This is a genomic window from Anianabacter salinae (assembly GCF_019061145.1).
Classification (GTDB): domain Bacteria; phylum Pseudomonadota; class Alphaproteobacteria; order Rhodobacterales; family Rhodobacteraceae; genus Anianibacter; species Anianibacter salinarum.
In genome coordinates, this window is the sequence record NZ_JAHQZS010000005.1 from 200,544 (window position 1) to 227,235 (window position 26,692).

The 26,692-nt window shown below is 64.6% G+C and carries 24 protein-coding genes and 1 tRNA gene; 18 read left to right on the top strand and 7 right to left on the bottom strand.

Features of this window, described 5'->3' with window-relative positions; all coding sequences use genetic code 11:
- Nucleotides 1-78: 78 nt before the first annotated feature.
- The 4 genes from KTJ87_RS14425 to KTJ87_RS14440 all read right to left on the bottom strand — a co-directional run bounded on the left by KTJ87_RS14425 (nucleotide 79) and on the right by KTJ87_RS14440 (nucleotide 3,252).
- Nucleotides 79-690, bottom strand: coding sequence for a ribonuclease D (locus KTJ87_RS14425; protein ID WP_267139842.1), 612 nt, complete (start codon nucleotides 688-690; stop codon nucleotides 79-81).
- A 65-nt stretch (nucleotides 691-755) separates the two neighbouring features.
- On the bottom strand, nucleotides 756-1,388 hold the full coding sequence (locus tag KTJ87_RS14430; RefSeq protein ID WP_267139843.1) for a site-specific integrase: 633 nt from the start codon (nucleotides 1,386-1,388) through the stop codon (nucleotides 756-758).
- Between the two features lie 518 nt (nucleotides 1,389-1,906).
- On the bottom strand, nucleotides 1,907-3,106 hold the full coding sequence (locus KTJ87_RS14435) for a porin (RefSeq protein WP_267139844.1): 1,200 nt from the start codon (nucleotides 3,104-3,106) through the stop codon (nucleotides 1,907-1,909).
- 59 nt (nucleotides 3,107-3,165) lie between these two features.
- Nucleotides 3,166-3,252, bottom strand: a tRNA-Leu gene (locus KTJ87_RS14440).
- 139 nt (nucleotides 3,253-3,391) lie between these two features.
- On the opposite strand from KTJ87_RS14440, the gene KTJ87_RS14445 reads away from it, so the two are divergent.
- Nucleotides 3,392-4,372: a complex I NDUFA9 subunit family protein gene (locus KTJ87_RS14445; RefSeq protein WP_267139845.1), complete on the top strand. Its 981-nt coding sequence runs from the start codon at nucleotides 3,392-3,394 to the stop codon at nucleotides 4,370-4,372.
- 3 nt (nucleotides 4,373-4,375) lie between these two features.
- Here the strand turns inward: KTJ87_RS14445 and KTJ87_RS14450 are convergent, their stop codons facing one another.
- Entirely contained in the window at nucleotides 4,376-5,179 is an 804-nt protein-coding gene (locus tag KTJ87_RS14450) for an undecaprenyl-diphosphate phosphatase (protein WP_267139846.1), read from the bottom strand.
- 226 nt (nucleotides 5,180-5,405) lie between these two features.
- Here KTJ87_RS14450 and KTJ87_RS14455 point away from each other — a divergent pair, with 226 nt between their 5' ends.
- From KTJ87_RS14455 to KTJ87_RS14495, 9 genes are all read left to right on the top strand, one after another.
- The gene (locus tag KTJ87_RS14455; protein ID WP_267139847.1) at nucleotides 5,406-6,896 is read left to right on the top strand and encodes an NAD(P)-dependent oxidoreductase; all 1,491 of its coding nucleotides are present in this window, start codon (nucleotides 5,406-5,408) and stop codon (nucleotides 6,894-6,896) included.
- A gap of 82 nt (nucleotides 6,897-6,978) precedes the next feature.
- The gene (gltB, locus tag KTJ87_RS14460; RefSeq protein ID WP_267139848.1) at nucleotides 6,979-11,517 is read left to right on the top strand and encodes a glutamate synthase large subunit; all 4,539 of its coding nucleotides are present in this window, start codon (nucleotides 6,979-6,981) and stop codon (nucleotides 11,515-11,517) included.
- A gap of 195 nt (nucleotides 11,518-11,712) precedes the next feature.
- Nucleotides 11,713-12,438, top strand: coding sequence for a monofunctional biosynthetic peptidoglycan transglycosylase (gene mtgA / locus KTJ87_RS14465; protein ID WP_267139849.1), 726 nt, complete (start codon nucleotides 11,713-11,715; stop codon nucleotides 12,436-12,438).
- Nucleotides 12,439-12,493: 55 nt separating this feature from the next.
- A complete protein-coding gene (gene fzlA, locus KTJ87_RS14470; RefSeq protein ID WP_267139850.1) occupies nucleotides 12,494-13,159 on the top strand; it encodes an FtsZ-binding protein FzlA in 666 nt (221 codons plus the stop codon).
- Between the two features lie 116 nt (nucleotides 13,160-13,275).
- The gene (queG, locus tag KTJ87_RS14475) at nucleotides 13,276-14,277 is read left to right on the top strand and encodes a tRNA epoxyqueuosine(34) reductase QueG (protein WP_267139851.1); all 1,002 of its coding nucleotides are present in this window, start codon (nucleotides 13,276-13,278) and stop codon (nucleotides 14,275-14,277) included.
- Nucleotides 14,278-14,339: 62 nt separating this feature from the next.
- Nucleotides 14,340-15,557 (top strand): PQQ-dependent sugar dehydrogenase, encoded by a 1,218-nt coding sequence (locus tag KTJ87_RS14480; protein WP_267139852.1) that lies wholly within the window; start codon nucleotides 14,340-14,342, stop codon nucleotides 15,555-15,557.
- Between the two features lie 68 nt (nucleotides 15,558-15,625).
- On the top strand, nucleotides 15,626-15,820 hold the full coding sequence (locus KTJ87_RS14485; protein ID WP_267139853.1) for a hypothetical protein: 195 nt from the start codon (nucleotides 15,626-15,628) through the stop codon (nucleotides 15,818-15,820).
- Nucleotides 15,821-15,931: 111 nt separating this feature from the next.
- Nucleotides 15,932-16,843: a DMT family transporter gene (locus KTJ87_RS14490; protein ID WP_267139854.1), complete on the top strand. Its 912-nt coding sequence runs from the start codon at nucleotides 15,932-15,934 to the stop codon at nucleotides 16,841-16,843.
- 104 nt (nucleotides 16,844-16,947) lie between these two features.
- Complete coding sequence (locus tag KTJ87_RS14495) at nucleotides 16,948-17,214, top strand: hypothetical protein (RefSeq protein ID WP_267139855.1); 267 nt, start codon at nucleotides 16,948-16,950, stop codon at nucleotides 17,212-17,214.
- A gap of 455 nt (nucleotides 17,215-17,669) precedes the next feature.
- Here KTJ87_RS14495 and KTJ87_RS14500 read toward each other — a convergent pair whose 3' ends face one another.
- A complete protein-coding gene (locus KTJ87_RS14500) occupies nucleotides 17,670-18,539 on the bottom strand; it encodes a branched-chain amino acid aminotransferase (RefSeq protein ID WP_267139856.1) in 870 nt (289 codons plus the stop codon).
- Nucleotides 18,540-18,696: 157 nt separating this feature from the next.
- On the opposite strand from KTJ87_RS14500, the gene KTJ87_RS14505 reads away from it, so the two are divergent.
- From KTJ87_RS14505 to KTJ87_RS14535, 7 genes are all read left to right on the top strand, one after another.
- Nucleotides 18,697-19,206 (top strand): MarR family winged helix-turn-helix transcriptional regulator, encoded by a 510-nt coding sequence (locus tag KTJ87_RS14505; RefSeq protein WP_267139857.1) that lies wholly within the window; start codon nucleotides 18,697-18,699, stop codon nucleotides 19,204-19,206.
- Nucleotides 19,206-19,901, top strand: a complete 696-nt coding sequence (locus tag KTJ87_RS14510) for a winged helix-turn-helix domain-containing protein (RefSeq protein WP_267139858.1) — start codon at nucleotides 19,206-19,208, stop codon at nucleotides 19,899-19,901. Before KTJ87_RS14505 ends, KTJ87_RS14510 begins: the two co-directional genes overlap by 1 nt.
- A 56-nt stretch (nucleotides 19,902-19,957) precedes the next feature.
- Nucleotides 19,958-20,893 (top strand): histone deacetylase family protein, encoded by a 936-nt coding sequence (locus KTJ87_RS14515; RefSeq protein ID WP_267139859.1) that lies wholly within the window; start codon nucleotides 19,958-19,960, stop codon nucleotides 20,891-20,893.
- Nucleotides 20,890-21,132 (top strand): exodeoxyribonuclease VII small subunit, encoded by a 243-nt coding sequence (locus KTJ87_RS14520; protein ID WP_267139860.1) that lies wholly within the window; start codon nucleotides 20,890-20,892, stop codon nucleotides 21,130-21,132. The genes KTJ87_RS14515 and KTJ87_RS14520 overlap by 4 nt, the downstream gene beginning before the upstream one ends.
- On the top strand, nucleotides 21,129-22,001 hold the full coding sequence (locus tag KTJ87_RS14525) for a polyprenyl synthetase family protein (RefSeq protein WP_323371817.1): 873 nt from the start codon (nucleotides 21,129-21,131) through the stop codon (nucleotides 21,999-22,001). Before KTJ87_RS14520 ends, KTJ87_RS14525 begins: the two co-directional genes overlap by 4 nt.
- Nucleotides 22,002-22,025: 24 nt before the next feature.
- Complete coding sequence (dxs, locus tag KTJ87_RS14530) at nucleotides 22,026-23,954, top strand: 1-deoxy-D-xylulose-5-phosphate synthase (protein ID WP_267139861.1); 1,929 nt, start codon at nucleotides 22,026-22,028, stop codon at nucleotides 23,952-23,954.
- Between the two features lie 61 nt (nucleotides 23,955-24,015).
- Nucleotides 24,016-24,201, top strand: coding sequence for a hypothetical protein (locus tag KTJ87_RS14535; protein WP_267139862.1), 186 nt, complete (start codon nucleotides 24,016-24,018; stop codon nucleotides 24,199-24,201).
- Between the two features lie 8 nt (nucleotides 24,202-24,209).
- Here KTJ87_RS14535 and KTJ87_RS14540 read toward each other — a convergent pair whose 3' ends face one another.
- Nucleotides 24,210-25,076 carry an SDR family oxidoreductase gene (locus KTJ87_RS14540; RefSeq protein WP_267139863.1) on the bottom strand — a complete coding sequence of 289 codons (867 nt, stop codon included), beginning with the start codon at nucleotides 25,074-25,076 and terminating at the stop codon, nucleotides 24,210-24,212.
- 140 nt (nucleotides 25,077-25,216) lie between these two features.
- Here KTJ87_RS14540 and KTJ87_RS14545 point away from each other — a divergent pair, with 140 nt between their 5' ends.
- Nucleotides 25,217-26,692, top strand: a complete 1,476-nt coding sequence (locus KTJ87_RS14545; RefSeq protein ID WP_267139864.1) for an AMP nucleosidase — start codon at nucleotides 25,217-25,219, stop codon at nucleotides 26,690-26,692.

The following is a 26,692-nucleotide window of genomic DNA, read 5'->3' on the forward strand; positions in this document are numbered from 1 at the left end:
CTTGGTCACTCTGTGCGCATCCTATGCGGGGCAGGTGCGCGATGCACCACCTAAGCGGTGCAGCACATCACACCACCGTCAGTGCGAGAAAATGTCGATCTCGGGCCAGCCTTCGAGGTCGAGCAGTGCACGCGCGGGCAGGAAACCGAAACATGCCCGTGCCAGATCGGTGCGCCCCTCGCGGGCCAGCCGCTGGTCGAGCACCTCGCGCAGCCGGTGCAGATACAGCACGTCCGACGCCGCATAGTCGAGCTGCGCGTCGGTCAGCGTCTCGGCGCCCCAGTCGCTCATCTGCTGGTGCTTCGAGATGTCGACGTCGAGCAATTCCTGCAACAGCTGCTTCAGCCCGTGCCGGTCGGTGTAGGTGCGGATCAGCTTTGACGCGATCTTGGTGCAATAGACGGGCGCGGCCAGCGTGCCGAAGGCGTTGTGCATCGCGGCGATGTCGAAGCGCCCGAAATGAAACAGTTTCAATACCTTGGGGTCTGCCAGCATCCGGCAGAGATTCGGCGCCTCGGTCTGCCCTTTGGCCACCTGAACCATATGAGCATGACCGTCGCCGCCCGACATCTGGATGACGCACAACCGGTCGCGGTGCGGGTTCAGGCCCATCGTTTCGCAGTCGATGGCCACCACGGGCCCAAGGTCCAGCCCGTCGGGCAGGTCGTTCTGATAGAGGTGGTTGGCCATGTGCAATCTCCAGCTTGGCGTCACGCATAGCCGAGCCCCGTGCGCGGGACAATCCGCGTCGGGACTCAGTCGAACAGGGTCGCGCTGGCCTTGTTCAGCGCACTGCTCACGATCTCGACGCGGTTGCGCAGCGTGTTCGGCAACAGATGCGCATAGCGCTGCGTCATCGAGATATGGTGGTGCCCCAGCAGTTGCTGCACCTCGTAGATCGACGCGCCCTTGTTGATGAGAAAGCTGGCAAAGCTGTGCCGCAGGTCGTGGATACGCACCTCGGGCAGCCCGGCCTCGTCGCGGATGCGGTGCCAGGCGGCGTAAAAGCTGTCATAGCAGGTGCCGGTGCGCGGATTGGTAAACAGGAAATCGTTCGGCCCGACCGGGATGTCGAGGTTCATGTTCCGCTCTGCCAGCACGTCCAGAAGCGCATCTGCCGAATCGCTCAGCACGATGCGCCGGGACCGGCCGCTTTTCGACACCGGCACCGTCCAGATCCGGTTCGCCCGGTCCATGTCGCGCCAGCGCGCCGTGCGCGCCTCGCCCTTGCGGGCCCCGGTCAGGATCAGAAGTTTCGCGAACAGGTAGACGAAGGGGTGCTTGTCCTTCTGCGCCTCGTCGAGCAGTGCGATCACCTCGCGTTCGGTCAGGAACCGCTGCTTGTAGTCGCCGGTCGGGAGCTTTTGCAGGGTCCGGTCGTGGAACACATTCTGCCGCACAATGCCCCAGCGGGTGGCGACATTCAGGATCCTGTTGAGTAGAAAAATATGTTTATTTATCGTGCTTGGCTTTAGCCTCTTGACAATTTGTTGCCGCGTCCACGCATCAAGCACCTGATTCCCCAGATCACGCACCGGCATCCCGCCGATCGATTTGCGGATATGCTTGTCATACTGCTGGCGATCATGTTCAGGCCGTTTTTTTCTAACTTCTATATAGGGATAGAAGTGCTGGTCGAAGAAAACATCCAAGGTGATGTCTTCCGGTGGCAGCGCCCACTCCGACTGAATCAAGCTTTCGTTTCGGCCCATCAGGCCCCCCGTCACCTTGTGTCGTTTTCGAACTGAAAATCGAGCACAACAGAAGGTGTGTTACGCAACCCAAGGGATAATAATTAACGTGTTAAATGTTGTTAAGCTGCAACGGAGGCGTGTATTTACTCTCCTTGAACGAAAAGGAGCGGGCCGAAGCCCGCTCCAGTTGGAGAGTGTGCTGATCAGAGGGATCAGAAGGTCATAGCGAGACCGAACGTGTAGGTCTCTTGGCGAAGCGTGTCTCCGACCGCTGCGGTAGAGCGGTCCGCATAGGTACCGTTGCCATAACCAGCCTGGAGGATAGCACCGCCCCCAAGATCGTAGTTTGCCGTCAGGCCGAAGCCTTCGCGGTTCGCTTCACCCGCAACGGTCGCGTCGTATACGCCATAGTTTGCGCCGACAGTGATGGCGCCCATGGTATAACCGATGCCGACACCGATGTGGTTGTTGTACTGGGTGCGTACGCCTTGGTTGCCGAAACCACTGAATACGTTTGTGAACGATGAGTAATTGGCATTCAAGACCAAGCCGCTGGAGAGTTCGGCACTCGCAGACACACCGACGGTGCTGGAAGTAACACCATTCTGGCTGTATGCCTGATAACCAAGTCCAAATGTAAGATCGGCACCAGCCATAGCTGCCGCATAAGACACACCAATGCCGTAGGTCGGACCTTCGGAGCCCGCCGGGGTATCGACGATTTCGGCGGATGCGGCGAAGGTGACGCTATTGAACGTGTAATCGTAACGGGCTATCTGACCATCGCCGTTATTGAACCCGTCCATCACCGAATTGCCGTTGAAACCGGGATGGCTCGTTTCGTCGTCGTTCAGCGATCCACCGAGGCCAGTGTTCACTTCACGCATCACAAAATCAAGCGCACCATCGGTATCGCCCATCGTCAGGGTACCGAAAGCGCCTGAGATGAAGATACTTTCACCGCCCTGCCTACGAGGGTTGAAAGCGTTTGACTCACCAGACGTAGGAACTGGGAACGTATCGATTTGATCTCCATCATTGTTGAGGTCAATACCGACAACTGCCTCGCTCAACATAAAGGGCGAGTTCGCTCCATCAGACTCATCGAGGTCGATCGACGCGCCGAAGGTCAGGCCACCGTCAGTGGTGCCCGACATGGTGAAAGTGACGTCGATGTCCGTGAAGAACTCGAGGTCGTTACCAATCGTGGTACCGCCCATGATACCCATCTCGGCGAGACCAGTGACGGCAACATCAGCCGCAGCGACTCCCGCGGAGCCGACCAGGGCCGTAGTAGCAAAGAGAACCCGTGCGAAATCTCTGTGAAAATTGCAGGGATTTGCGGATATGCAATCTGACCCTCTCGCCTGCCGATGGACAGAAGACGGTCTGCGGTTGCAGCGCTCGCGCAAAGGAGCAAGAACGACCGAAAGGGTCGTTTTTCAGGATGCGCTGCAGCTTTGGGATGAAATGGTGCCCAGGAGAGGACTCGAACCTCCACGACCGTTAAATCACTGGTACCTGAAACCAGCGCGTCTACCAATTCCGCCACCTGGGCACAGGTGCGTGGAAGCGGCTGATATAACCGCTTCGGAGGCAAGTCAACGGGCAGTTTCGGGGATTCTCGTGCCTGCGTTCCGGCTTGCCCCGAAGCGCCCCGGCGGCTAGTCAACGCAGCAAAGCATCGGGAGAGATCGATGACCCAACTTGTGACCATATTCGGCGGTTCGGGCTTTGTCGGGCGCTATGTCGCGCGGCGGATGGCGAAACTGGGCTGGCGGGTGCGCGTCGCGGTGCGCAACCCTGCGGATGCGCATTTCGTGCGGCCCTACGGTGTGGTTGGCCAGGTCGAGCCGGTGTTCTGCAACATCCGCGACGATGCCAGCGTGCGCGCCGTCACAAAGGGTGCAAGCGCGGTCATCAACTGCGTCGGCATCCTTGCCGAGGCCGGGCGCAACACCTTCGCTTCCGTGCAGGCCGAAGGCGCCGAGCGCATCGCCCGCATCGCCGCCGAGGAAGGGGTCGCGCGGATGGTCCAGATCTCGGCCATCGGCGCGGACGACGGCAGCGACAGCGCCTATGCGCGCACCAAGGCCGCAGGTGAGGCGGGCGTTCTGCAGCACATGCCGGATGCGGTGATCCTGCGACCGTCGATCATCTTCGGGCAGGAGGACGAGTTCTTCAACCGCTTCGCGTCGATGGCGCGCTTTGGTCCGATCCTTCCCGTGATCGGCGCGAACACGAAGTTCCAGCCGGTCTATGTGGATGATGTCGCGCTGGCCGCCGTCAAGGGCGCCATCGGCGCGGCAAAGGGCGGTGTCTACGAGCTTGGCGGCCCCGACGTGCGCAGCTTCCGCGCGCTGATGGCCGAGATGCTGACCGTGATCCACCGCCGCAAGCTGATCGTGAACGTGCCGTTCTTCGCCGCGCGCCTTATGGGCCGTGCGTTCGGCGCAGTGACCTGGGCCAGTTTCGGGCTGATCGAGGGGCCGGTGACGGTGGACCAGGTGCGCCAGCTGCGCCGCGACAATGTCGTGGGTGTCAGCGTCCGGACCTTTGCCGACCTGTCGATTGACCCCCAGGCGATGGAGGCGATCCTGCCGGAATACCTCTGGCCGTTCCGCCCGTCCGGTCAGTATGCGGCGATCAAGGCCTCGGCCAAGAACCTGCGCACCTGACCGTCAGCCATAGGCGATGGCCAAGAGGATGATCCCCAGGATCACCCGGTAGATGACGTAGGGCGTGAAGCTGACGCTGCGCAGCAGGCGCATCATCAGCGCCAGCGCCAGCAGCGCCGAGACGAAGGCGAAGACCGCGGCGATGCCTGCGTCGCGGGCCAGCGCCCAGTCGGCCTCTCCGATCACGTCCAGCGACAGCACCGCGCCCGAAGCGAGGATGGTCGGGATCGACATCAGCATCGACAGCCGCGCGGCGCCGTGCCGCTCGTACCCCAGCCAGCGCGCCGCCGAGATGGTGATGCCCGACCGCGAGGTGCCGGGGATCAGCGCGACGGCCTGCCACAGGCCCATGGTCACGGCGTCCTTCAGCGACCAATGTTCGCCGGTCTTGATCGTCGGGCCTTTCTGGTCGGCCCAGTACAGTAAGATGCCGAACAGGATCATCGTCCATCCGATCATCGCCACCGACCGCATCGCCACGTCCAACCCTGTCAGCTTGATGACAAGGCCAAGGATCACGACGGGGATCGTGGACACGATCAGGCAGAGCGCGAGCCAGCTGTTCTGGTCGTCGATCTGCCAGCGGATCAGCTTGGGCACACCGGCGACGGCGGCGCGGACATCGCGCCAGAAATACAGCACCACGGCGCCCAGCGTCCCCAGATGCACCGCGACGTCGATGGCAAGGCCCTGGTCGGCCAGCCCGGTCAGGTTCGGCAGGAGGATCAGGTGGCCAGAGGAGGACACCGGAAGGAACTCGGTCAGGCCTTGGATCACGGCCACGAGAAGAAGATGCAGGATGGGCATGGCAGGGTTTCCGAGAGATTCGTTTGCGCGACCCTATCCGCTGGCGCGGAATATGGAATCCCGGATGATAGGGCCGGTTTGATACATAAATTGTGTCAGTGAGCGGTGCTGGGTCAGCGTATTGACCAAAATATTCTGGAAATAGGTCAGCTATTATGCCTTTTCTTTTTCGCGCGATCGAAGTAAGTCACGCGAAACACAGGACTCCCAGCGGGGAACACGACCCATGGCCAAGCAAAAGATGCTGCAATTCGTCGATGTCGAGCGGACCATGCCGGACAAGCGTCCGCCGGACCTGCGCGCGCGCGACTTTGCCGAAATCTATGGCGAATTCGCCCGTGAAAAGGCCGCCGAGCAGGCGGGCCGCTGCAGCCAGTGCGGCGTGCCGTATTGCCAGTCGCATTGTCCTCTGCACAACAACATCCCCGACTGGCTGAACCTGACCGCATCGGGCCGTCTGCAAGAGGCCTACGAAATCAGCCAGCAGACCAACACTTTCCCCGAAATCTGTGGCCGCATCTGTCCGCAAGACCGGCTGTGCGAAGGCAACTGCGTGATCGAGCAGTCGGGGCACGGCACCGTCACCATCGGCGCGATCGAGAAATACATCAACGACACCGCTTGGGAAGAAGGCTGGGTCAAGCCGATCAAGCCGTCGCAGGAACGCCGCGAGAGCGTTGCGGTGATCGGCGCGGGGCCGGGCGGGCTGGCCGCTGCCGACATGCTGCGCCGTCAGGGCGTGCAGGTCGCCGTCTATGACCGCTATGACCGCGCGGGCGGGCTGATGACCTACGGCATCCCCGGCTTCAAGCTGGAGAAAGACGTGGTGATGAAGCGGATCGCCCAGCTGGAAGAGGGCGGCGTGACGTTCCAGCTGAACTGTAACGTCGGCGAAGACATCTCGTTCGAGGACATCCGCGCGCGTCACGATGCCGTCGTGATCGCCACGGGTGTCTACAAATCGCGCGAATTGACGGGTCCGGGCGCCGGGTCGGACGGGATCGTGCGCGCCATCGACTATCTCACCGCCTCCAACCGCGCTGCCAACTTCGGCGATGACGTGCCTGAGTTCACCAGCGGCGCGCTCAACGCCCAAGGCAAGCGCGTCGTCGTCATCGGCGGCGGCGACACCGCGATGGACTGTGTGCGCACCGCAATCCGGCAGGGCGCGACCAGTGTGAAATGCCTCTATCGCCGCGACAGGGCGAACATGCCCGGCTCGCAGCGCGAAGTCGCCAACGCCGAGGAAGAAGGCGTGGACTTCGTCTGGCTGTCCGCGCCGCACGGGTTCACCGCAGGCGGATCGCACACCGGCGCGGTCAAGGGCGTGGCCATCGAGGGCACTGGCGAAGAGGCCGTTGCAGGCGTCATGGTCCGCAAGATGCGGCTTGGTGCGCCCGACGCGACGGGCCGTCAGGCCCCCGAGGTGATCGAGGGTGCCGACTATGTCGAGGACGCCGATCTTGTCATCAAGGCGCTAGGGTTCGAGCCCGAGGAAATCCCGGCGCTCTGGGGCGTGGACGCGCTTGAAGTGACCCGCTGGGGCACCATCAAGACGGACTTCAAGACGCACCAGACCAGTCTGCCGGGTGTCTATGCCGTCGGTGACATCGTGCGCGGCGCGTCCCTTGTCGTCTGGGCGATCCGCGACGGACGCGAGGCGGCGCAGGCCATCCTTGCACAGTTGAATGCAGGCACGGCGGTCGCAGCCGAATAGGCCGCCGCCCAGCCATCCAAGATTTTCCGCAGGACCGCCCTGAGACCGGCGAGTCCCCCACATCAAGGGAAGGATCACGACCATGACCACCTATGACGCCGCCTGGGTCGCCCGCGAAGAAGCCAAGCGCGCCTTCATGGCCGAGAACGGTCTCTACAAGCCCGAGGACGAACATGCGTCCTGCGGTGTGGGCCTTGTCGTGTCGGTCGACGGAACCCCGTCGCGCAAGGTGGTCGAACATGGCATCAGCGCGCTGAAAGCCGTCTGGCACCGCGGCGCTGTCGATGCTGACGGTAAGACCGGCGACGGCGCAGGCATCCATGTGCAGATCCCGGTGCCGTTCTTCTATGACCAGGTCGCCCGCACTGGCCACGCGCCCCGCAAGGACGAGATGATCGCCGTCGGACAGGTTTTCCTGCCCCGCACCGATTTCGGCGCGCAGGAAACCTGCCGCACCATCGTTGAATCCGAAGTGCTGCGGATGGGCTATTACATCTACGGCTGGCGCCACGTCCCGGTGAACATCGAGGTTCTGGGCGAAAAGGCCAACGCCACCCGCCCCGAGATCGAGCAGATCCTGATTTCCAACTCCAAGGGCGTCGACGAAGAAACCTTCGAGCGCGAGTTGTATGTCATCCGCCGCCGCATCGAGAAGGCCGCCGCCGCCGCGCAGGTGCCTACGCTGTATCTTGCGTCGCTGTCGTGCCGCTCGATCATCTACAAGGGCATGATGCTGGCGCAGGACGTGTCGGAATTCTATCCCGACCTTCAGGATGAACGTTTCGAATCCGCCTTTGCGATCTACCACCAGCGCTATTCCACCAACACCTTCCCGCAGTGGTGGCTGGCGCAGCCGTTCCGCATGCTGGCCCACAACGGCGAGATCAACACGCTCAAGGGCAACGTCAACTGGATGAAAAGCCACGAGATTCGCATGGCCTCGGGCGCATTCGGCGACATGGCCGAGGACATCAAGCCGATCGTCCCCGCCGGATCGTCGGACTCCGCCGCGCTCGATTCCGTGTTCGAGGTGCTGGTGCGCGCGGGCCGCAACGCGCCGATGGCCAAGACGATGCTGGTGCCGGAGTCGTGGTCCAAGCAGCGGGTCGAACTGCCCGAGGCGTGGCGCGACATGTACGCCTACTGCAACGCCGTGATGGAGCCGTGGGACGGCCCCGCCGCGCTTGCCATGACCGATGGCCGCTGGGTCTGCGCCGGGCTTGACCGCAACGGCCTGCGCCCGATGCGCTATGTCGTCACCGGCGACGGGCTGGTGATCGCCGGGTCCGAGGCGGGCATGGTTCCCGTCGACGAATCCCGCGTGATCGAGAAGGGCGCGCTTGGCCCCGGACAGATGCTGGCTGTCGACATGAAGGACGGCAAGCTGTTCCACGACACACAGATCAAGGACAAGCTGGCCGCCGCCCAGCCGTTCGGCGAATGGGTCGGCAAGATCAACGAGCTTGACGACTTCCTGTCGGGCGTGACGGAAAAGCCGCTGTTCTCCGGGGCAGAGCTGCGCAAGCGGCAGGTCGCCGCCGGATACTCGGTCGAGGAACTGGAATCGATCCTCGCGCCGATGGCCGAGGACGGGAAAGAGGCGATCGCCTCGATGGGCGACGACACGCCCCCCGCCGTCCTGTCCGAGAAATACCGCCCGCTGTCGCATTTCTTCCGGCAGAACTTCAGCCAGGTGACGAATCCGCCCATCGACAGCTTGCGCGAACACCGGGTGATGTCGCTGAAGACGCGGTTCGGCAACCTCAAGAACGTGCTCGACGAGGACAGCAGCCAGACCGAGATCCTCGTGCTGGAAAGCCCTTTTGTCGGCAACGCGCAGTTCAACGAGCTGAAGACGCATTTCAACGCCGACATGGTCGAGATCGACTGCACCTTCGCGGTCGATGCCGATGACCAGGCGCTGCGCGACGGTCTGGCCCGCATCCGCGCCGAGGCCGAGGACGCCGTGCGTTCTGGTGCCGGGCATCTCGTTCTGACCGACCATATGCAGGACGAGGGCAAGGTGCCGATGCCGATGATCCTTGCGACATCGGCGGTGCATTCATGGCTGACCAAGAAGGGCCTGCGCACCTTCTGCTCGCTCAACGTGCGCTCGGCGGAATGTATCGACCCCCATTATTTCGCCGTCCTGATCGGCTGCGGCGCCACCACGGTGAACCCGTATCTGGCCGAGGACAGCATCGCCGACCGCATCGAACGCGGCCTGGTCGACGGTGGCCTGACCGAGGCCGTCAGCCGCTATCGCAGCGCGATCGACCTCGGCATCCTCAAGATCATGTCCAAGATGGGCATCTCGGTGGTGTCGTCCTATCGCGGCGGCCTCAACTTCGAGGCGGTCGGCCTGAGCCGTGCGATGTGCGCGGAATATTTCCCCGGCATGCACAGCCGGATTTCCGGCATCGGTGTCAGCGGCATCCAGAAAAAGCTGGTGTCGGTGCATGCGCTCGGCTGGCGCGGCGGCTCGGACGTGCTGCCCATCGGCGGCTTCTACAAGGCGCGCCGCTCTGGCGAGACCCACGCCTGGGAGGCGCAGGCGATGCACCTTCTGCAGGCCGCCTGCGACCGCGCGTCCTTCGAGATGTGGAAGCAGTATTCAGCCAAGATGCGCTCTGCACCGCCGATCCACCTGCGCGACCTTCTCGACATCAAGCCGCTTGGCCCCGCGATCCCGCTGGAAGAAGTCGAATCGATCACCTCGATCCGCAAGCGGTTCGTGACCCCCGGCATGTCGCTGGGCGCGCTGTCGCCCGAGGCACACAAGACCCTGAACGTGGCCATGAACCGCATCGGTGCCAAGTCCGACAGCGGCGAGGGCGGCGAAGACCCGGCGCATTTCACGCCCGAGGCGAATGGCGACAACCCGTCGGCCAAGATCAAGCAGGTGGCTTCGGGGCGCTTTGGCGTCACCGCCGAATACCTCAACCACTGCGAAGAACTTGAAATCAAGGTCGCGCAAGGCGCCAAGCCCGGCGAGGGTGGCCAGCTGCCCGGCATGAAGGTCACGGCGCTGATCGCGCGCCTGCGCCATTCGACGCCCGGCGTGACGCTGATCTCCCCGCCGCCGCACCACGACATCTACTCGATCGAAGACCTCGCGCAGCTGATCTACGACCTCAAGCAGATCAACCCGCGCGCCAAGGTCACGGTCAAGCTGGTGGCGTCCTCGGGCGTGGGGACCATCGCGGCGGGCGTGGCCAAGGCCAAGGCCGACGTCATCCTGATCTCGGGGCACAACGGCGGCACCGGCGCCTCGCCCGCGACGTCGATCAAGTATGCCGGCCTGCCGTGGGAAATGGGCCTGACCGAGGCGCATCAGGTTCTTGCGATGAACAACCTGCGGGGCCGCGTCACGCTGCGCACCGATGGTGGTCTGCGCACGGGCCGCGACATCGTCATGGCCGCGATGATGGGCGCCGAGGAATACGGCATCGGCACCGCCGCGCTGATCGCGATGGGCTGCATCATGGTGCGCCAGTGCCAGTCGAACACCTGCCCGGTGGGCGTCTGCACGCAGGACGACAAGCTGCGCGCCAAGTTCACCGGCAACGCCGACAAGGTCGTGAACCTCATCACCTTCTACGCGCAGGAAGTGCGCGAGGTGCTGGCGTCCATCGGTGCCCGCTCGCTCGACGAGGTGATCGGCCGCGCCGACCGGCTGGCGCAGGTCAGCCGCGGCGCGGCGCATCTGGATGACCTCGACCTCAACCCGCTGCTGATCACCGTCGATGGCGCGGGCTCGATCCGCTATGACCGCAACAAGCCCCGCAACGAGGTGCTCGACACGCTCGACGCCGAGATCGTCAAGGACGCCGCGCGCTTCCTTGAAGATGGCGAGAAGATGCAGTTGTCCTACGCGGTGCGCAACACCGACCGGACCATCGGCACGCGGGTCTCCAGCCACATCGTCAAACGCTTCGGGATGCGCAACGACCTGCAGCCCGATCACCTGACGATCAAGCTGTCGGGGTCTGCCGGCCAGTCGCTCGGCGCCTTCGCGGCACCTGGGCTGAAACTGGAAGTGTCGGGCGATGCCAACGACTATGTCGGCAAGGGCCTGTCCGGCGGCACCGTCGTCGTGCGTCCGCCGATGGCCTCGCCGCTGAAGGCGTCCGAGAATACGATCATCGGCAATACGGTGCTGTATGGCGCAACAGACGGCTACCTCTTCGCGGCAGGCCGCGCGGGCGAGCGGTTCTGCGTGCGCAACTCGGGCGCAAAGGTGGTGGTCGAGGGCTGCGGCTCGAACGGCTGCGAATACATGACCGGCGGTCTCGCCGTGATCCTCGGCACGATCGGCGCCAACTTCGGCGCGGGCATGACCGGCGGCATGGCCTATCTCTATGACGAGACGGGCGATACGCAGGCGGTCCTCAACATGGAAACCATCGTCACCTGCCCGGTGAACGAGGGCCATTACGAGGACGAGTTGAAGGCGATGATCGAACGGCACGCGTCCGAAACCCACTCGGTCAAGGCCAAGGACATCCTGCAGCATTGGGACAGCGAAAAATCGCGTTTCCTGCAGATCGTCCCGCGCGAGATGCTGGGCAAGCTCGACGTGCCCGTCGTCCTGCCCAAGGAGGCAATCCCGGCGGAATGACAGACGGGCCGGATCATCGCATCTTTGGTCCGTAAATACTCCGGAGGGGGTCCGGGGGAGGCAGCGCCTCCCCCGGCCTCGGCCCCCCGGCAAGCGCTCCGTCTGAAGGATGGCACCAACGGCCGCCCCGGTCTCGCATCACGCGGGATCAGGATCGGGCTTTCCGCGCACCCGCCGCTGTCCTAAGACACTTCCATGGCAAAGCGGACATCGACCAGACGGCGAAGGACCAGGGCAGGGCCCGTGCGGCGCGGCGCGGCCTGGGTGCTGCGCTGGGCCGCGCGCGGCGTCGTGGTCGTGGCGACCCTCCTGCTGATCTGGATATCGGTCTACACCGTCCTCGACCCGCCCACGACGCCCTACATCCGGTCCGAGGCCGCGCGGCTGGGCGGCGTCGATCGGCAATGGGCCGATCTTGAAGACATCGCTCCGGTGATGGCCCGTGCGGCGGTCGCGGCAGAGGATGCCAATTTCTGCCTGCACTGGGGCTTCGACATGGGCGCCATCCGCACGGCGCTGGAAGACGGCGCCACCCGCGGCGCCTCGACCATCAGCCAGCAAGTGGTCAAGAACGCCTTTCTCTGGCAGGGGCGCAGCTGGCTGCGCAAGGCGCTCGAGGCGCTGATGACCCCGGTGATGGAACTGGTCTGGTCCAAGCGCCGGATCATCGAGGTGTATCTGAACGTCGCAGAGTTCGACGAGGGCGTCTTTGGCGTGCGCGCCGCCGCGCTGCATTACTACGGCGTCGCCGCCGCCGATCTGACCCCGGTTCAGGCCGCGCGGCTGGCCGCTGTGCTTCCGAACCCCAAGGACCGCTCTGCCTCGCAGCCGTCCGCTCAGCTTCGGCAACGCGCCGCCGGGATCGCCGACGGGGCGGCGACAATCGCCGCCGATGGCCGCGCATCCTGTTTCGAGAGTTGAAGCCGCCCCGTCCAAGGCGCTAAGTGTCCCGCAGTCCCTCGTTCGCGGAGCCCCCATGAACCGCCTGTTCCATGTTCCCCTGTCCCCGTTCTGCCGCAAGGTGCGGCTGTCGCTTGCCGAGAAGAAGATCGAGGTCGAGCTGGTCGAGGAACGCTATTGGGATCCCGAGCCCGATTTCCTGCGCCGCAACCCCGCAGGCAAGGTGCCGGTCCTCAAGCTGGGGTCGATGACGCTGGCCGAGTCGACCGCGATCTGCGAGCTGATCGAGGAATTGCACCCCGAGCCGCCGCTGCTGCCCCGCGCGCCCGAAGCGCGCTACGAGGTGCGGCGGCTGGTGGCGTGGTTCGACGACAAGTTCCACCACGAGGTGACATCGAAGCTGCTGTATGAGCGGGTGAACAAGAAGGTGATGGGACGCGGCTATCCGGATTCCAAGAACGTGAAATCGGGCGCGCAGCGGATCAAGTATCACCTCGACTACATGGCCTGGCTTCTGGACAAGCGGCGCTGGCTGGCGGGCGACGTGCTGACCCTGGCCGATTTTGCCGCCGCCGCACATCTGTCGTCGCTCGATTACATCTCGGATGTGGACTGGAACCGCAGCGCGAACGTCAAGGAATGGTACGCCAAGATCAAGTCGCGCCCGGCGTTCCGGTCGATCCTGGCGGACGCGGTGCCGGGCTTTCTGCCGCCGCCGCATTATGCCGACCTGGATTTCTAGGCGGAGAGGCTGGGGGGACGCTGTCCCCCCAGACCCCCCTGGAGGTATTTATGGACCAAAGATGAGGGGGCGCGGGCCTGGCGGATGATCTCAAATCACGGCTGGCGGTCGAGGCGTTGGAGGCGGGGTTCATCGCCTGCCGGGTGACGACGCCCGATGCGATCCCCGAGGCGGCGGCGCGCCTGTCGGCGTTTGTCGGCGCGGGGCGCCATGGACAGATGGGATGGATGGCAGAACGGATGGGCTGGCGCGGCGATCCTGCGGCGCTGTGGCCCGAGGCGCGGTCGGTGGTCATGCTGGTCGAAAGCTATGCGCCCGAACATGATCCGCTGGACGTGCTGGAGTTGCGCGATCGCGGCGCGATTTCCGTCTATGCGCAAGGGCGCGACTATCACGACGTGGTCAAGAAGCGGCTCAAGCGGGTCGGGCGTTGGCTGCTGGATCAGGCTCCGGGCGCCGAGATCAAGGTCTTTGTGGACACCGCGCCGGTGATGGAGAAGCCGCTGGCGCAGGCGGCAGGGCTGGGCTGGCAGGGAAAGCACACCAATCTTCTGTCGCGGGACTTTGGCAACTGGGTGTTCCTGGGCGCGATCTTTACCACCATCGCGCTGGAGCCGGACGCGCCCGAGGCGGAGCATTGCGGCAGTTGCACGCGCTGTCTGGACATCTGCCCGACGGATGCCTTTCCCGCACCGTTCCAACTGGATGCAAGGCGCTGCATCTCTTACCTGACGATCGAGCACGCGGGGCCGGTGGACGAGGCGCTGCGCCCTGCGCTCGGCAATCGCATCTATGGCTGCGACGACTGCCTTGCCGTCTGTCCATGGAACAAGTTCGCGGTGAACGCGCGCGATCTGCGCCTTCTGGCGCAAGACGGGATGACCGCGCCGCCACTGGCCGACCTGGTGCGGCTGGACGATGCGGGGTTTCGGGCGCGGTTCTCGGGGGGCCCGGTCAAGCGCATCGGGCGAGACCGCTTCGTGCGCAATGTCCTTTATGCCATCGGCAACTCGGGCGCGCCCGCCTTTTTGGCCGAGGCGCAGGCGAAGCTGGACGATCCGGATCCTGCTGTGGCGGATGCCGCGCGCTGGGCTGCGGCGCGCCTGTCGAAGGCGTGAATGGAACGCCGCGCCGGGCGGGTTAGTTTCCCCCATGAGTTTGCAACGACTGGAGGACCGTCATGACCCGTCAGACTTCGCTTTTCGCCGGCGCGCTGTTTTCGCTGATCGCCGCGCCCGCGGTCGCGCAGGACCCCGTCGAGCAAGGCGCCCCGAACGCAGGCTTCGAGCCTGCGTTCGAAAACCAGACCCGCGCGCCCGCGATGGACTCGGGCGTCACGCTGACCGCCAGCGAGTTCTCGGGCGAGTTGGTCCATCCCTGGGGCATCGACGCGCTGCCGAACGGCGGCTGGCTGGTGACCGAGCGCCCGGGCCGGATGCGCGTGATGTCCGAGGACGGCACGCTGTCGGATCCCATCGAAGGTCTGCCGGAGGTGCTGGCGGAACGTCAGGGCGGGCTTCTGGACGTCAAGGTCGGACCCGATTTCGCCGAAGACCGGATGATCTACTGGACTTACGCTAAGCCGATGGAGAACGGCGAAAGCGCCACCGCAGCCGCGCGCGGCGTTCTGAGCGAGGACCGCACCGAGGTGACAGAGGTCGAGGACATCTTCGTCCAGTCTCCGTCTTCGCCCAGCCCGATGCATTATGGCAGCCGGATCGTCTTTGACGGCGAGGGCCATGCCTTCATCACCACCGGCGAGCACTTCACCCAGGAAGAACGGGAGTTCGCGCAGGATCTTGATACCACCTACGGCAAGGTCGTGCGCGTGGCGCTGGACGGAACGGTTCCAGAGGGCAATCCCTACACCGGCGAGGCCCGCAGCGACGCCGCGCGGCAGGTCTGGTCCTACGGCCATCGCAACGTCCAGGGGGCGGCGATCCATCCCGAGACCGGGCAGCTTTGGACCATCGAGCACGGACCTGCGGGCGGTGATGAGCTGAACCGGATCGAGCCGGGCACCAACTACGGCTGGCCTGTGATCTCTTACGGGGTCAACTACAACGGCAACGAGGTCGGCACCGGCGACGCGGTTCAGGACGGCATGGCACAGCCGCGCTATTACTGGGACCCGGTGATCGCGCCCGGCGACATGGTGTTCTACGACGGCGAGATGTTCGGCGACTGGCAGGGCGATCTGCTGATCGCATCGCTGTCGCCCGGTGGCATCGTTCGGCTGTCGCTCGACGGTGACACGGTGACCGGAGAAGAGCGGTTCATGATGGGCGAGCGCCGCATCCGCGACATCGCCGTCGCCCCGGATGGCGCTCTTCTGGCGCTGTGGGACGATCCGAACGGCGCGGTCCTGCGGATGACGCCGGAAGAGATGTCGAACTGAGGTTTGGGGGCACGGGACGAGCCGTGCTATCCTGACCCCATAGGAGCATGACGGAAAAGGAGGTCCAGATGACCCGGCACCTGATCGACCATCAACGCCCCTCGGACACGTCGCGCGTGGTGCGCTACGCCGCGCTCGAGCGTCTTACGGGCGACGAGGCAGCGCATCCCAAGATCGAGATGCTGCTGCGCCGCCGCAAGGGCGAAAGCGATGGATCGCGGATCAAGCAATTCCTGCGGATCGAGCGCGGGCACCTCGCCTGACGCCATCCTGCGGCGGTTGTCGCCGATCCGAACGGATAGGGCCTGACGGGCCCTGTCCCTTGCCGAAATGCCGCGCTATGGCTGTGACAGTCCCTTCGGAAAGGTCTGGTCATGCAGCCCCTGCGCGGCATTCTTCTCATGATATCAGCCGTGTCGCTGTTCCTCGTCATGTCGGCCTTCATCAAGGAGGCGGGCCGGATACCTGCAGGGGAAGCGGTATTCTTTCGCTCTGCCGCCTCCTTGCCGGTCGTGATCGTCTGGCTGGTCTGGCTGGGGAATTTTCCTGCCGGGTTGCGGACGGCAAACTGGAAAGGCCACGCCGTGCGGGGCATCGCGGGCAGCTGCGCGATGGGGCTTGGGTTTGCCGGTCTGCGCTATCTGCCTCTGCCCGAGGTGACGGCGATCCGCTTTGCGACGCCGATCCTGATCGTGCTGTTCGCGGCGCTGATCCTGGGAGAGCGTCTGCGGCTGATCCGGTTGTCCGCTGTGTTGGTCGGGCTCGTGGGGGTCATGGTGGTGATGTGGCCGCGCCTGTCGCTTGAGGGCGGCGAGGGCGCGTTGTTCGGCGCCATCGTGACATTGGGCTCGGCGACGCTTGCCGCGCTGGCGCAGATCTTCGTCAAGTCGATGTCCGCACGCGAGAACACGGCGGCGATCGTGTTCTATTTCACCCTGACGGCCGCGACGCTGTCGCTGTTCACAGTGCCGTTCGGCTGGGTGATGCCGCAAGGCATCGAATGGGTCTGGCTGATCGGCGCGGGCGTGATCGGCGGCATCGGCCAGATCCTTCTGACCTCGAGCTATCGCTTTGCCGATGCCGGAGTCTTGGCGCCGTTCACCTACGTTTCGATGATCTGGGCGATCATCGTAGGGTATTTCTGGTTCAACGAAGTGCCGACCGTGCCAATGCTACTGGGCGCGGCTCTGGTGATCGCGGCAGGCGTGGCGATCGTTCTGCGAGAGCGCCAGCTTGGCCTGCGCACCGCCGCCGAACGCAAGGTGCGGGCGAAGGGGATACAGTAATTTTCAGAAAAGCGATTCTTTTGAATCACTTACATTGCATTGAATTTGTTGTCTTTTTAGAATTCCAATCTATACTTTCAATTATCACTTGAAAGGGTTGGCCAATGGTCATCAGAGACGCTGTTGAAGTGGTGCTGGGCCAAGACACGGTCGTCGATGTTCATATCGAAGACCGGTTGAATTCTGACCAGGAGCTGGTGACTTGGGTCACTATCGTCTACCGGACCACCTCCGGCGCGCTGGATGTGGAAAAGGCCGCCCAAGTTTCGGACCGCCTTTGGACTCTTCATTCCTCCGGTGACATCAAAGGCCTTCCCGTCCCGGTCCTTGTCTCCGAATTCGACGCAGGAGTGCCAGTCGCTGCTGAGTAACCAGCTTGTCACCACGGCGCGGTCCCGGATTTCAGACCCGAAGTCCAAGTCGGAGGCTGATCTGCGGCGGGCGACCAGCGACCTTTACTACGCGTTGTTCCATTGCCTATGCGAAGCTCTCTCTGGCCCGCTTGACGAGGAGTCGGCCGCACCCGCCAATAGGGATATGTATGTGGCCGTCTACCGGCAAACAGATCACATGCAGATTTCGAAACAATGTGAGGCCGCGCTTCATCTGGCTTTGGATGACGACCTGAAGAGGTTCGCAAGGCGCTTCATCGAGATGAAGAACAAGCGAGAGCAAGCGGACTACGATCCGCTCGCCACATTCGCCATTTCAACCGTTAGACAAGACATCCAACAGACGGAGGACGCCTTGAACAGGTTTCAGTCAAAATCCCAGACTCTGCGGAACAGGTTTGCTGTCTACCTGGCGATCAAACCCCGAAGACCACCTAGCTCCTGACCAGCGTCTCGTAGCCTTCCGCGATCTCGCGCGTCAGGGCGCCCACCTCGAAGGTGTAGTCGCCGATCTGGCCGACGGGGGTGACTTCGGCGGCGGTGCCGGTCAGCCAGCACTGCTGCATGTCCTCCATCTCGCCGGGGTCCATGTGACGTTCGTGGACGGTGATCTGGCGATCCTTCAGCATGCCGATCACGGTCTGGCGGGTCAGGCCGTTGAGGAAGCAGTCGGGCTTGGGCGTGTGGACCTCGCCGTCCTTGACGAAGAAGATGTTGGCGCCGGTCGCCTCGGCGATGTAGCCGCGATAGTCCATGAACAGCGCGTCCGAGCAGCCCTTGGCCTCGGCGGCGTGCTTGGAGGTGGTGCAGATCATGTAGAGACCGGCGGCCTTGGCATGGACCGGGATCGTCTCGGGCGACGGGCGTTTCCATTTGGAAATGTCCAGCTTGGCGCCCTTCATCTTGGCGTCGCCGTAGTAGTTGCCCCAGCCCCAGACGGCGACGGCCATCCGCACCGGGTTGCGCGCCGACGACACGCCCATGTCCTCGCCCGCGCCGCGCCACGCGACCGCGCGCACATAGGCTTCGGTCAGGTTGTTGGCTTTCAGCGTCTCGTATTTCGCCGCCTCGATCTCGTCGACGGTGTAGGGGATCTCCATGTCCAGCTCGCGGCCCGAAAAGCGCAGGCGCTCGGAGTGTTCGCGGCTCTTGAAGATCTTGCCGTTGTAGCAGCGCTCGCCCTCGAACACGGATGAGGCGTAGTGCATCGCGTGGGACAGGATATGCACGTTCGCTTCGCGCCAGGGCACCAGCTTGCCGTCGAGCCAGATGAAGCCGTCGCGATCGTCGTATGAACCTGCCATGATGTCTTCCCCTCCGGCGCGTTGCGCAAAGTTGCGTCAGATAGGTCCAAATCGGACATTATCTTTCGCCAATTCGCGGAATCGCTAGCAGTCGGGGGTTGGAATGTCAACAAGGCTGACATAAAGTCACGTCAGCACGACAGGGAGGCCAAGGCGCATGGCGGACAGTGGCGGGGCCGGGGCCGGCGGCGGTGAAACGCTGCTGTTCCTGACCGACGAACAACTGCGCAAGGGGATCGAGGCGATGTTCTTCGCCTATCGCGGCTTTACCGCCGATCCCGACCGCATCCTTGCCGATTACGGCTATGGCCGTGCGCATCACCGGGCCATCCACTTCATCAACCGCAGCCCCGGCACCACCGTGAACAACCTGCTGTCGCTGCTGGGCGTGACCAAGCAATCGCTGAACCGCGTGCTGCGCACGCTGGTCGAGGATGGCTTGGTCGACAGCCGCGTCGGCAACCGGGACAAGCGCGAAAGGCACCTGTTCCTGACCGCGCAGGGAAGCGAACTTGAACAGAAGCTGTCCGATGCCCAGCGCGCCCGGATGCGGCAGGCGTATCGCCTGGCAGGGCCCGACGCCGTCGTCGGATTTCGCCGTGTCCTCGAGGCGATGATGGACCCCGAGATGCGCTCGCATTTCACCACATTGAAGGATCAGGGCTGATGGCCGTTCCCGCCGATGCGCATCTGTTTCTCGTGGTGCCCGACGACCAGTTTCGCGGGCTCTTGCGCAAATATTTCGTGCGCAACGGGTTCTACGTCACCAACGGCAAGGGTGCAGACCACGCGCGGCGCGTCTTGTCGGGGCTGGACTTCGACCTGATCGTGATCGACACGCCGCTGCCCGATGCCTTGACTGACGCGCTCGTCGCCGAACTGCGGGATGAGACCGCCGCGCCGATCATCGCGCTGTCCTCGTCCGAGGCGGATTGTGACGCCGCGCGCGCTGCCGGCGCCGAGGCGGCGCTCAAGAAACCGTTCGAACCGGCGTTCCTGCTCGACCGGATCAACCGCGTGCTGGACCGCAAGCCGCCCGAGGCTTCGACCCCTACGCCGCGCCTGCTGTACCTGGGACCGCTGCGCTATGACCTCGATCGCGGCGAATTGTGGGATGGCGAGGCGATGGTGCGTCTGACCGCGACGGAATCGGCGCTGATGCGTCTGCTTGCCGCCCAACCCGGAGAGGCGATGGCCCGCGCCGCGCTGGTCGAACGGCTGGGGCGTCCCGGCGATGCGGCTCAGGACCGCGCCATCGACGTTCAGGTGACGCGGCTGCGGCGCAAGCTGGAGCCGAACCCCAAGGTTCCGCGTTACCTGCAGACGGTGCGCGGCGCGGGCTATCTGTTGCAGCCCGACTGACGGCCAGCGGCGGACGGAGTATCTGGGCCAGGAAGAAGCCCAAGAAGGAGCGATGAATGGCCACCGCGTTGTATACCCACGCCATGGCCGGCGAGCATGTCACGCCGCCCGGCCATCCAGAACAGGTGGCCCGCTGGCAGGCGATCATGGCCGCGCTGGAGCAAGACGATTTCGCCGCTCTGGACCGGCGCGAGGCGCCCTTGTGCGATGATGCCGATATCCTGCGTTGCCATCCGCAGCGGTATCTCGACGCCATCGCGGCGGCGATCCCGTCCGAGGGTCAGGTTACGCTGGATGCCGATACGCATGTCTCGCCCGCGTCGCTGGAGGCGGCGCGGCGCGGCGTGGGGGCCTGCTGCGCCGCCGTCGATGCGGTGCTGTCGGGCGAGATCGTCAACGCCTTCGTCGCGATGCGCCCGCCCGGTCACCATGCCGAGCGCGAGACTGCGATGGGGTTCTGCCTTTTCGGCAATGCCGCCATCGCCGCCAAACGCGCGCTCGATCACCACGGGCTGAGCCGCGTTGCCGTGGTGGATTTCGACGTGCATCACGGCAACGGCACGCAAGACCTGCTGTGGGACGAGCCGCGCGCGCTGTTCGTGTCGTCGCACCAGATGCCGCTCTATCCCGGCACCGGGGCTGCGGCGGAAAAGGGCGCGCATGGCCAGATCCTGAACGTGCCCCTGAAGCCCGGCAGCGGCTGGCAGGAGATGAGCCGCGCCTACGAGAACACCGTCTTCCCCGCGCTCGACGCCTTCGCGCCGGAACTGGTGATCCTGTCGGCGGGGTTCGATGCCCATGCCGCCGATCCGCTGGCCCAGCTTGAATGGTCGACCGAGGATTTCATCTGGCTCACGCGCAAGCTGTGCGGCATCGCCGAGCGGCATTGCAACGGGCGCGTGGTCTCGACACTCGAAGGCGGCTATGATCTTCAAGCCTTGGCCGCGAGTGCCGCGGCACACGTGAGGGTTCTGATGGAGCGGGGCGCATGAGCGACAAACCGGTCGAGGAAATGAGCTTCGAAGAAGCGATGAAGGCTCTGGAGGACGTGGTTGGGCGCCTTGAGTCCGGCGATGTGCCGCTAGAGGATTCCATCAAGCTGTACGAGCGGGGCGCGGCGCTGAAAAAGCGGTGCGAGACCAAGCTCAAGGAAGCCGAGGAGAAGGTCGCAGCGATTACGCTCGACGAATCCGGCGCGCCGAAAGGCACCCAGCCCTTCGACACGCCGTGAGCTTTCGGCACCTGTTGGCGGCTCGGGCGGACAGCGTTCAGGCCTGCCTTGACACAGTGCTTTCGGCCACGACCCCCAGCGTGATCCGCGACGGCATGGCGCATGCCCTGTCGGGCGGAAAGCGGCTGCGCGCCTTCCTCGTGCTGGAAAGCGCCGCGCTGCATGATGTGGACGCCGCGCACGCGATCTGGCCCGCCGCCGCGATCGAGGCTCTGCACGCCTTCAGCCTTGTCCATGATGATCTGCCCTGCATGGACGACGACGCGCTTCGGCGCGGACTGCCGACAGTTCATGTCAAATGGGACGAGGCGACGGCGGTTCTGGTCGGCGACGCGCTCCAGACACTGGCGTTCGATCTTCTGGCGCGGGATGACACGCACCCGGACCCCGCCGTGCGGATCGACCTGATCGCGTCGCTTGCGCGCGGGACAGGGGCCGAGGGGATGGTGCTGGGCCAGGCGCAGGACATCGCCGCCGAAACCTCTGCCGCACCGCTGACGCTGGACCAGATCACCGCGCTTCAGGCGAACAAGACGGGCGCGTTGATCCAGTGGTCCGCCGAGGCGGGCGCGCGGCTCGCACGGGCGGACCTTGCGCCGATGACCAGCTATGCGACGGCGCTAGGGCTGGCGTTTCAGATCGCCGACGACATTCTCGACGTCGAAGGCGACGCGGCCAAGGCGGGCAAGCGACTGCGCAAGGATGGCGACGCGGGCAAGGCGACCTTCGTGTCGCTGCTGGGTCTGGACGGAGCCAAACAGCGCGCCGCCGCGTTGGTCGATGAAGCCTGCGACGCGCTTGCGCCGTTTGGCCCCAGGGCCGAAACCTTGCGAGAGGCCGCGCGCTTCGTTATCTCGCGCGAGATGTGAAATCCCGCCCCGGAGGGTGCCCCCATGACGACTGGTCCCGCGACGCCCCTTCTTGATACGGTCGCCAGCCCTGCCGACTTGAAACGGTTCTCGGACCATGACCTGCACCGGCTGGCCGACGAGCTGCGTGCCGAGACCATCGACGCGGTCAGCACCACCGGCGGGCATCTGGGTGCGGGCCTTGGCGTGGTGGAACTGACCGTTGCCATTCATGCGGTCTTCGACACCCCGCGTGACAAGCTGATCTGGGATGTCAGCCACCAGTGCTATCCGCACAAGATCCTCACCGGGCGCCGCGATCGCATCCGTACCCTGCGGATGAAAGACGGGCTGTCGGGGTTCACCAAGCGATCCGAGTCGCCCTACGATCCCTTCGGTGCTGCGCATTCCTCGACCTCGATCAGCGCGGCGCTGGGCTTTGCCGTGGCGCGCGATCTGGGCGGCGCGCCCGAGACCGGTCTGGGCGACGCCATCGCGGTGATCGGCGACGGCGCGATGAGCGCAGGGATGGCCTATGAGGCGATGAACAATGCCGGGCACCTTGGCAAGCGGCTGATCGTGATCCTGAACGACAACGAGATGTCCATCGCCCCGCCGGTGGGGGCGATGTCGTCCTACCTGTCGCGGCTCTATGCCGGTGCCCCGTTTCAGGAACTCAAGGCCGCCGCCAAGGGCGCGGTGTCGCTGCTGCCGATGCCGTTCCAGGAAGGCGCGCGCCGGGCCAAGGAAATGCTCAAGACGATGACCGTGGGCGGCACGTTGTTCGAGGAACTGGGGTTCAGCTACATCGGCCCCATCGACGGGCATGACATGGACCAGCTTCTGCCGATCCTGCGCACCGTCAAGGCGCGGGCGACCGGGCCGGTTCTGATCCACGCGATCACCAAAAAAGGCAAGGGCTATGCTCCCGCCGAGGGCGCCGCCGACAAGGGCCACGGCGTGTCCAAATTCGACGTGGTGACCGGCGAGCAGAAGAAGGCGCCGTCGAACGCGCCGTCCTACACCAAGGTCTTCGCCCGCGCGCTGATGGACGAGGCGTCGCGCGACGACAGGATCGTCGCGGTCACGGCGGCGATGCCCGACGGCACCGGACTGAACCTGTTTGCGGAACGCTTTCCCAAACGGTGTTTCGACGTTGGCATCGCGGAACAACACGGCGTGACGTTCTCTGCCGGTCTGGCGGCGGGCGGGATGAAACCCTTTGCCGCGATCTATTCGACGTTCCTGCAGCGCGGCTATGACCAGGTGGTGCATGACGTGGCGATCCAGCGGTTGCCGGTGCGGTTCGCCATCGACCGTGCGGGGCTTGTCGGCGCCGACGGTGCGACGCACGCGGGCGCCTTCGACGTGGCGTTCCTGTCCAACCTGCCGGGGTTCGTGGTGATGGCCGCCGCGGACGAGGCGGAACTGGTGCACATGGTCGCCACCGCGGCCGCCCATGACGACGGCCCCATCGCGTTCCGCTATCCGCGCGGCGAAGGGTCGGGCGTGACGATGCCGGAACGCGGCGAGGTGCTTGAGATCGGCAAGGGCCGGATGATCCGGGATGGCAAGGGCGTCGCGATCCTGTCCTTCGGCACCCGTCTGTCCGAGGTGCTGACCGCCTGCGAAGCACTTGAGGCAAAGGGGATTTCCCCCACGGTGGCCGACGCACGTTTCGCCAAGCCGCTCGACCGCGACCTGATCCTGAAGCTGGCAGAAGGGCATGACGCGCTCATCACCATCGAGGAAGGTGCGGTTGGCGGCTTTGGCAGCCATGTCGCGCATCTGCTCGCGGAAGAGGGCGTCTTTGACCACGGGCTGAAATTCCGCTCGATGGTCCTACCGGACATCTTCATCGACCAGGCCGGGCCGCGCGACATGTATGCCGTGGCCAAGCTGAACGCCGAAGACATCGAAGCGAAGGTGCTTGGCGTCATGGGCGTGGCCAAGATCGCGGGCAAGCGCGCATAAATCAGTTAGCGTTGCGCATATTTGGTGCTACCCTCCAGATATGGTATCGGGAGGCACGAGAATGCGAACTGTAGTATCGGTTCTTCTGTGCGCGCTGTGTCCGCTGACCGCATCTGCCGACGGACCCGGCGCGACGATCATCATGGAACCCGCGATCATCCGGCATGAGGCCGCAGCCACGGCGGACCAGTCCTGGGTGGTGCTTCTTCTGGCGCTTGCGGCAGCGGTGGCGGCCGTCGCGCGGTAGAAACCCCGTTACGCGGTTTCTTCCGCCAAAAGCGCGCGCAGCCCGGCGCGGTAGTCGGGATAGATCAGCCGCACGCCCAGATCGGTCTTGATCCTGTCGTTCGTCACCCGCTTGGATTCGGCATAGAAACTGCGCGCCATCGCGGTCATATCGGCATCTTCGAACGCCACCGCCTCAGGGATCGGCAAGCCCAGAAGTTCGGCAGCATGGGCGATCACATCCTGCGGCGGGGCAGGATCGTCGTCGCAGACGTTGTAGGCGGCGCCGGGGTTCGGGCGGTCGATCGAGGCGTGCAGCACCTGCGCGATGTCGTCGACATGAGTGCGCGAGAACACCTGCCCCTCCTTGATGATCCGGCGCGCGGTGCCTTGGCGCACCTTTTCAAACGGGCCGCGCCCGGGGCCGTAGATGCCCGCAAGGCGGAAGATGTGCAGCGGCAGCCCGGTTTCCGACGCCAGCGCACGCCAGTCACGCTCGGCCTGCACCCGCAGCGCGCCGCGTTTCGTGGACGGGCGCAGCGGCGTATCCTCATCCACCCAGTCCCCTTCGTGGTCGCCGTAGACCCCGGTTGTCGACAGGTATCCGGCCCAGCTGATGTGCGGCGCCGCCGCCGCGATCTGGTCGCGCGCGGCCGCAAGGACGGGGTCACCATCCTCGGTCGGACCTGCCGAGATCAGGATATGCGTCGCGCGATCCAGCGCGGGCGCAAGGTCGTCACCGGGCCAGACCAGCGCCTCGGTGCCCTCGGCGCGCAAACGGTCGGCCTTGTCGGCGCTACGGGTGGTGCCGATCACCGTCCACCCAAGCGGCATGAGGCGGCGGGCAAGGGCGCGGGCGGAATACCCGTGGCCGAAGGAGAGAAGCGTGTGTGTCATGGCCTTCTAGATGACGGCCCGGGACGCGGGACGCAAGGCAGAGGGCGGGCGCGAAAGCGGGTTGCACCAAGGGGGGCGAATGCGCGAAATGGCGCATGACACAGCACAGCACCCCAGACCGCTCAAGGCCTCAGCACACAATGACCGCAAATCGCAATCTTCCGATCGAGTCGCCTGATACGCACGGCCCGGAAAGTTTCACCGATGCGGCGGCGGCGGTCGCGCGGCTTCACGAGCTTTACGAGGCGGCGACCGCCTTTCTCAAGGACCGGTTCCAGAACACGCTGACAGGGGGGCGCCCGGACGCCCGCTTTCGCGCCTTCTACCCAGAGGTGCGGATCACCACCACCACCTATGCCGAGACGGACAGCCGCCTCAGCTTTGGTCATGTCGCGGTGCCCGGCACCTATTGCACCACGGTCACGCGGCCTGACCTGTTTCGCAACTACCTGGAGCAGCAGATAACCCTTCTGCTCGAAAACCACCGTGTTCCGGTCGTGATCGGCCCGTCCGATACGCCGATGCCGGTGCATTTCGCGGTCGGCTCTGGCATCGCGGTGCCGCAAGAGGGCGCGCTGGATTTCCCGCTGCGCGATGTCTTCGACGTGCCCGACCTTGCGACCACGAACGATGACATCGTGAACGGCTACGGCTTTGCCTATGGCGACGGGGCCAGCCCGCTGGCGCCGTTCACCGCGCAGCGCGTGGACTATTCGCTGGCGCGGCTTGCGCATTACACCGCGACCGATCCGTCGCATTTCCAGAACCACGTCCTGTTCACCAACTACCAGTTCTACGTCGAGGAATTCGAGGCCGTCGCCCGTGCGATGCTGCGCGATCCAGACAGCGGCTACACGTCCTTTGTCGGGCCGGGCAACGTCGAGATCACCGATCCCGATGCGCCGGTTCTTGCGCCGCAAAAGATGCCGCAGATGCCGACCTATCACCTCAAGCGGCCGAACAGCGCCGGGATCACGCTGGTCAACATCGGCGTCGGCCCGTCGAACGCCAAGACGGCGACCGATCATATCGCGGTGCTGCGGCCCCATGCGTGGCTGATGGTCGGGCACTGCGCCGGCCTTCGCAACAGCCAGCGGCTGGGAGATTTCGTGCTGGCCCACGCCTATCTGCGCGAGGATCACGTTCTGGACGACGACCTGCCGATCTGGGTTCCGATCCCGCCGCTGGCCGAGATCCAGATCGCGCTGGAAGACGCGGTCGAGGATGTCACGGCGCTCGAAGGCTACGAGCTCAAACGCATCATGCGCACCGGCACCGTCGCTACCATCGACAACCGCAACTGGGAACTGCGCGACCAGTCCGGCCCGGTGCAACGTCTGTCGCAGTCGCGCGCCATCGCGCTGGACATGGAAAGCGCGACGATCGCCGCCAACGGGTTCCGGTTTCGCGTGCCTTACGGGACACTTCTGTGCGTGTCCGACAAGCCGCTGCACGGCGAATTGAAGCTTCCGGGCATGGCGTCTGATTTCTACAAGACGCAGGTGTCGCGGCATTTGCTGATCGGAATCAGGGCGATGGAAAAGCTGCGCGACATGCCGCTGGAACGCATACATTCGCGCAAGTTGCGCAGCTTTGAAGAGACGGCATTCCTCTGA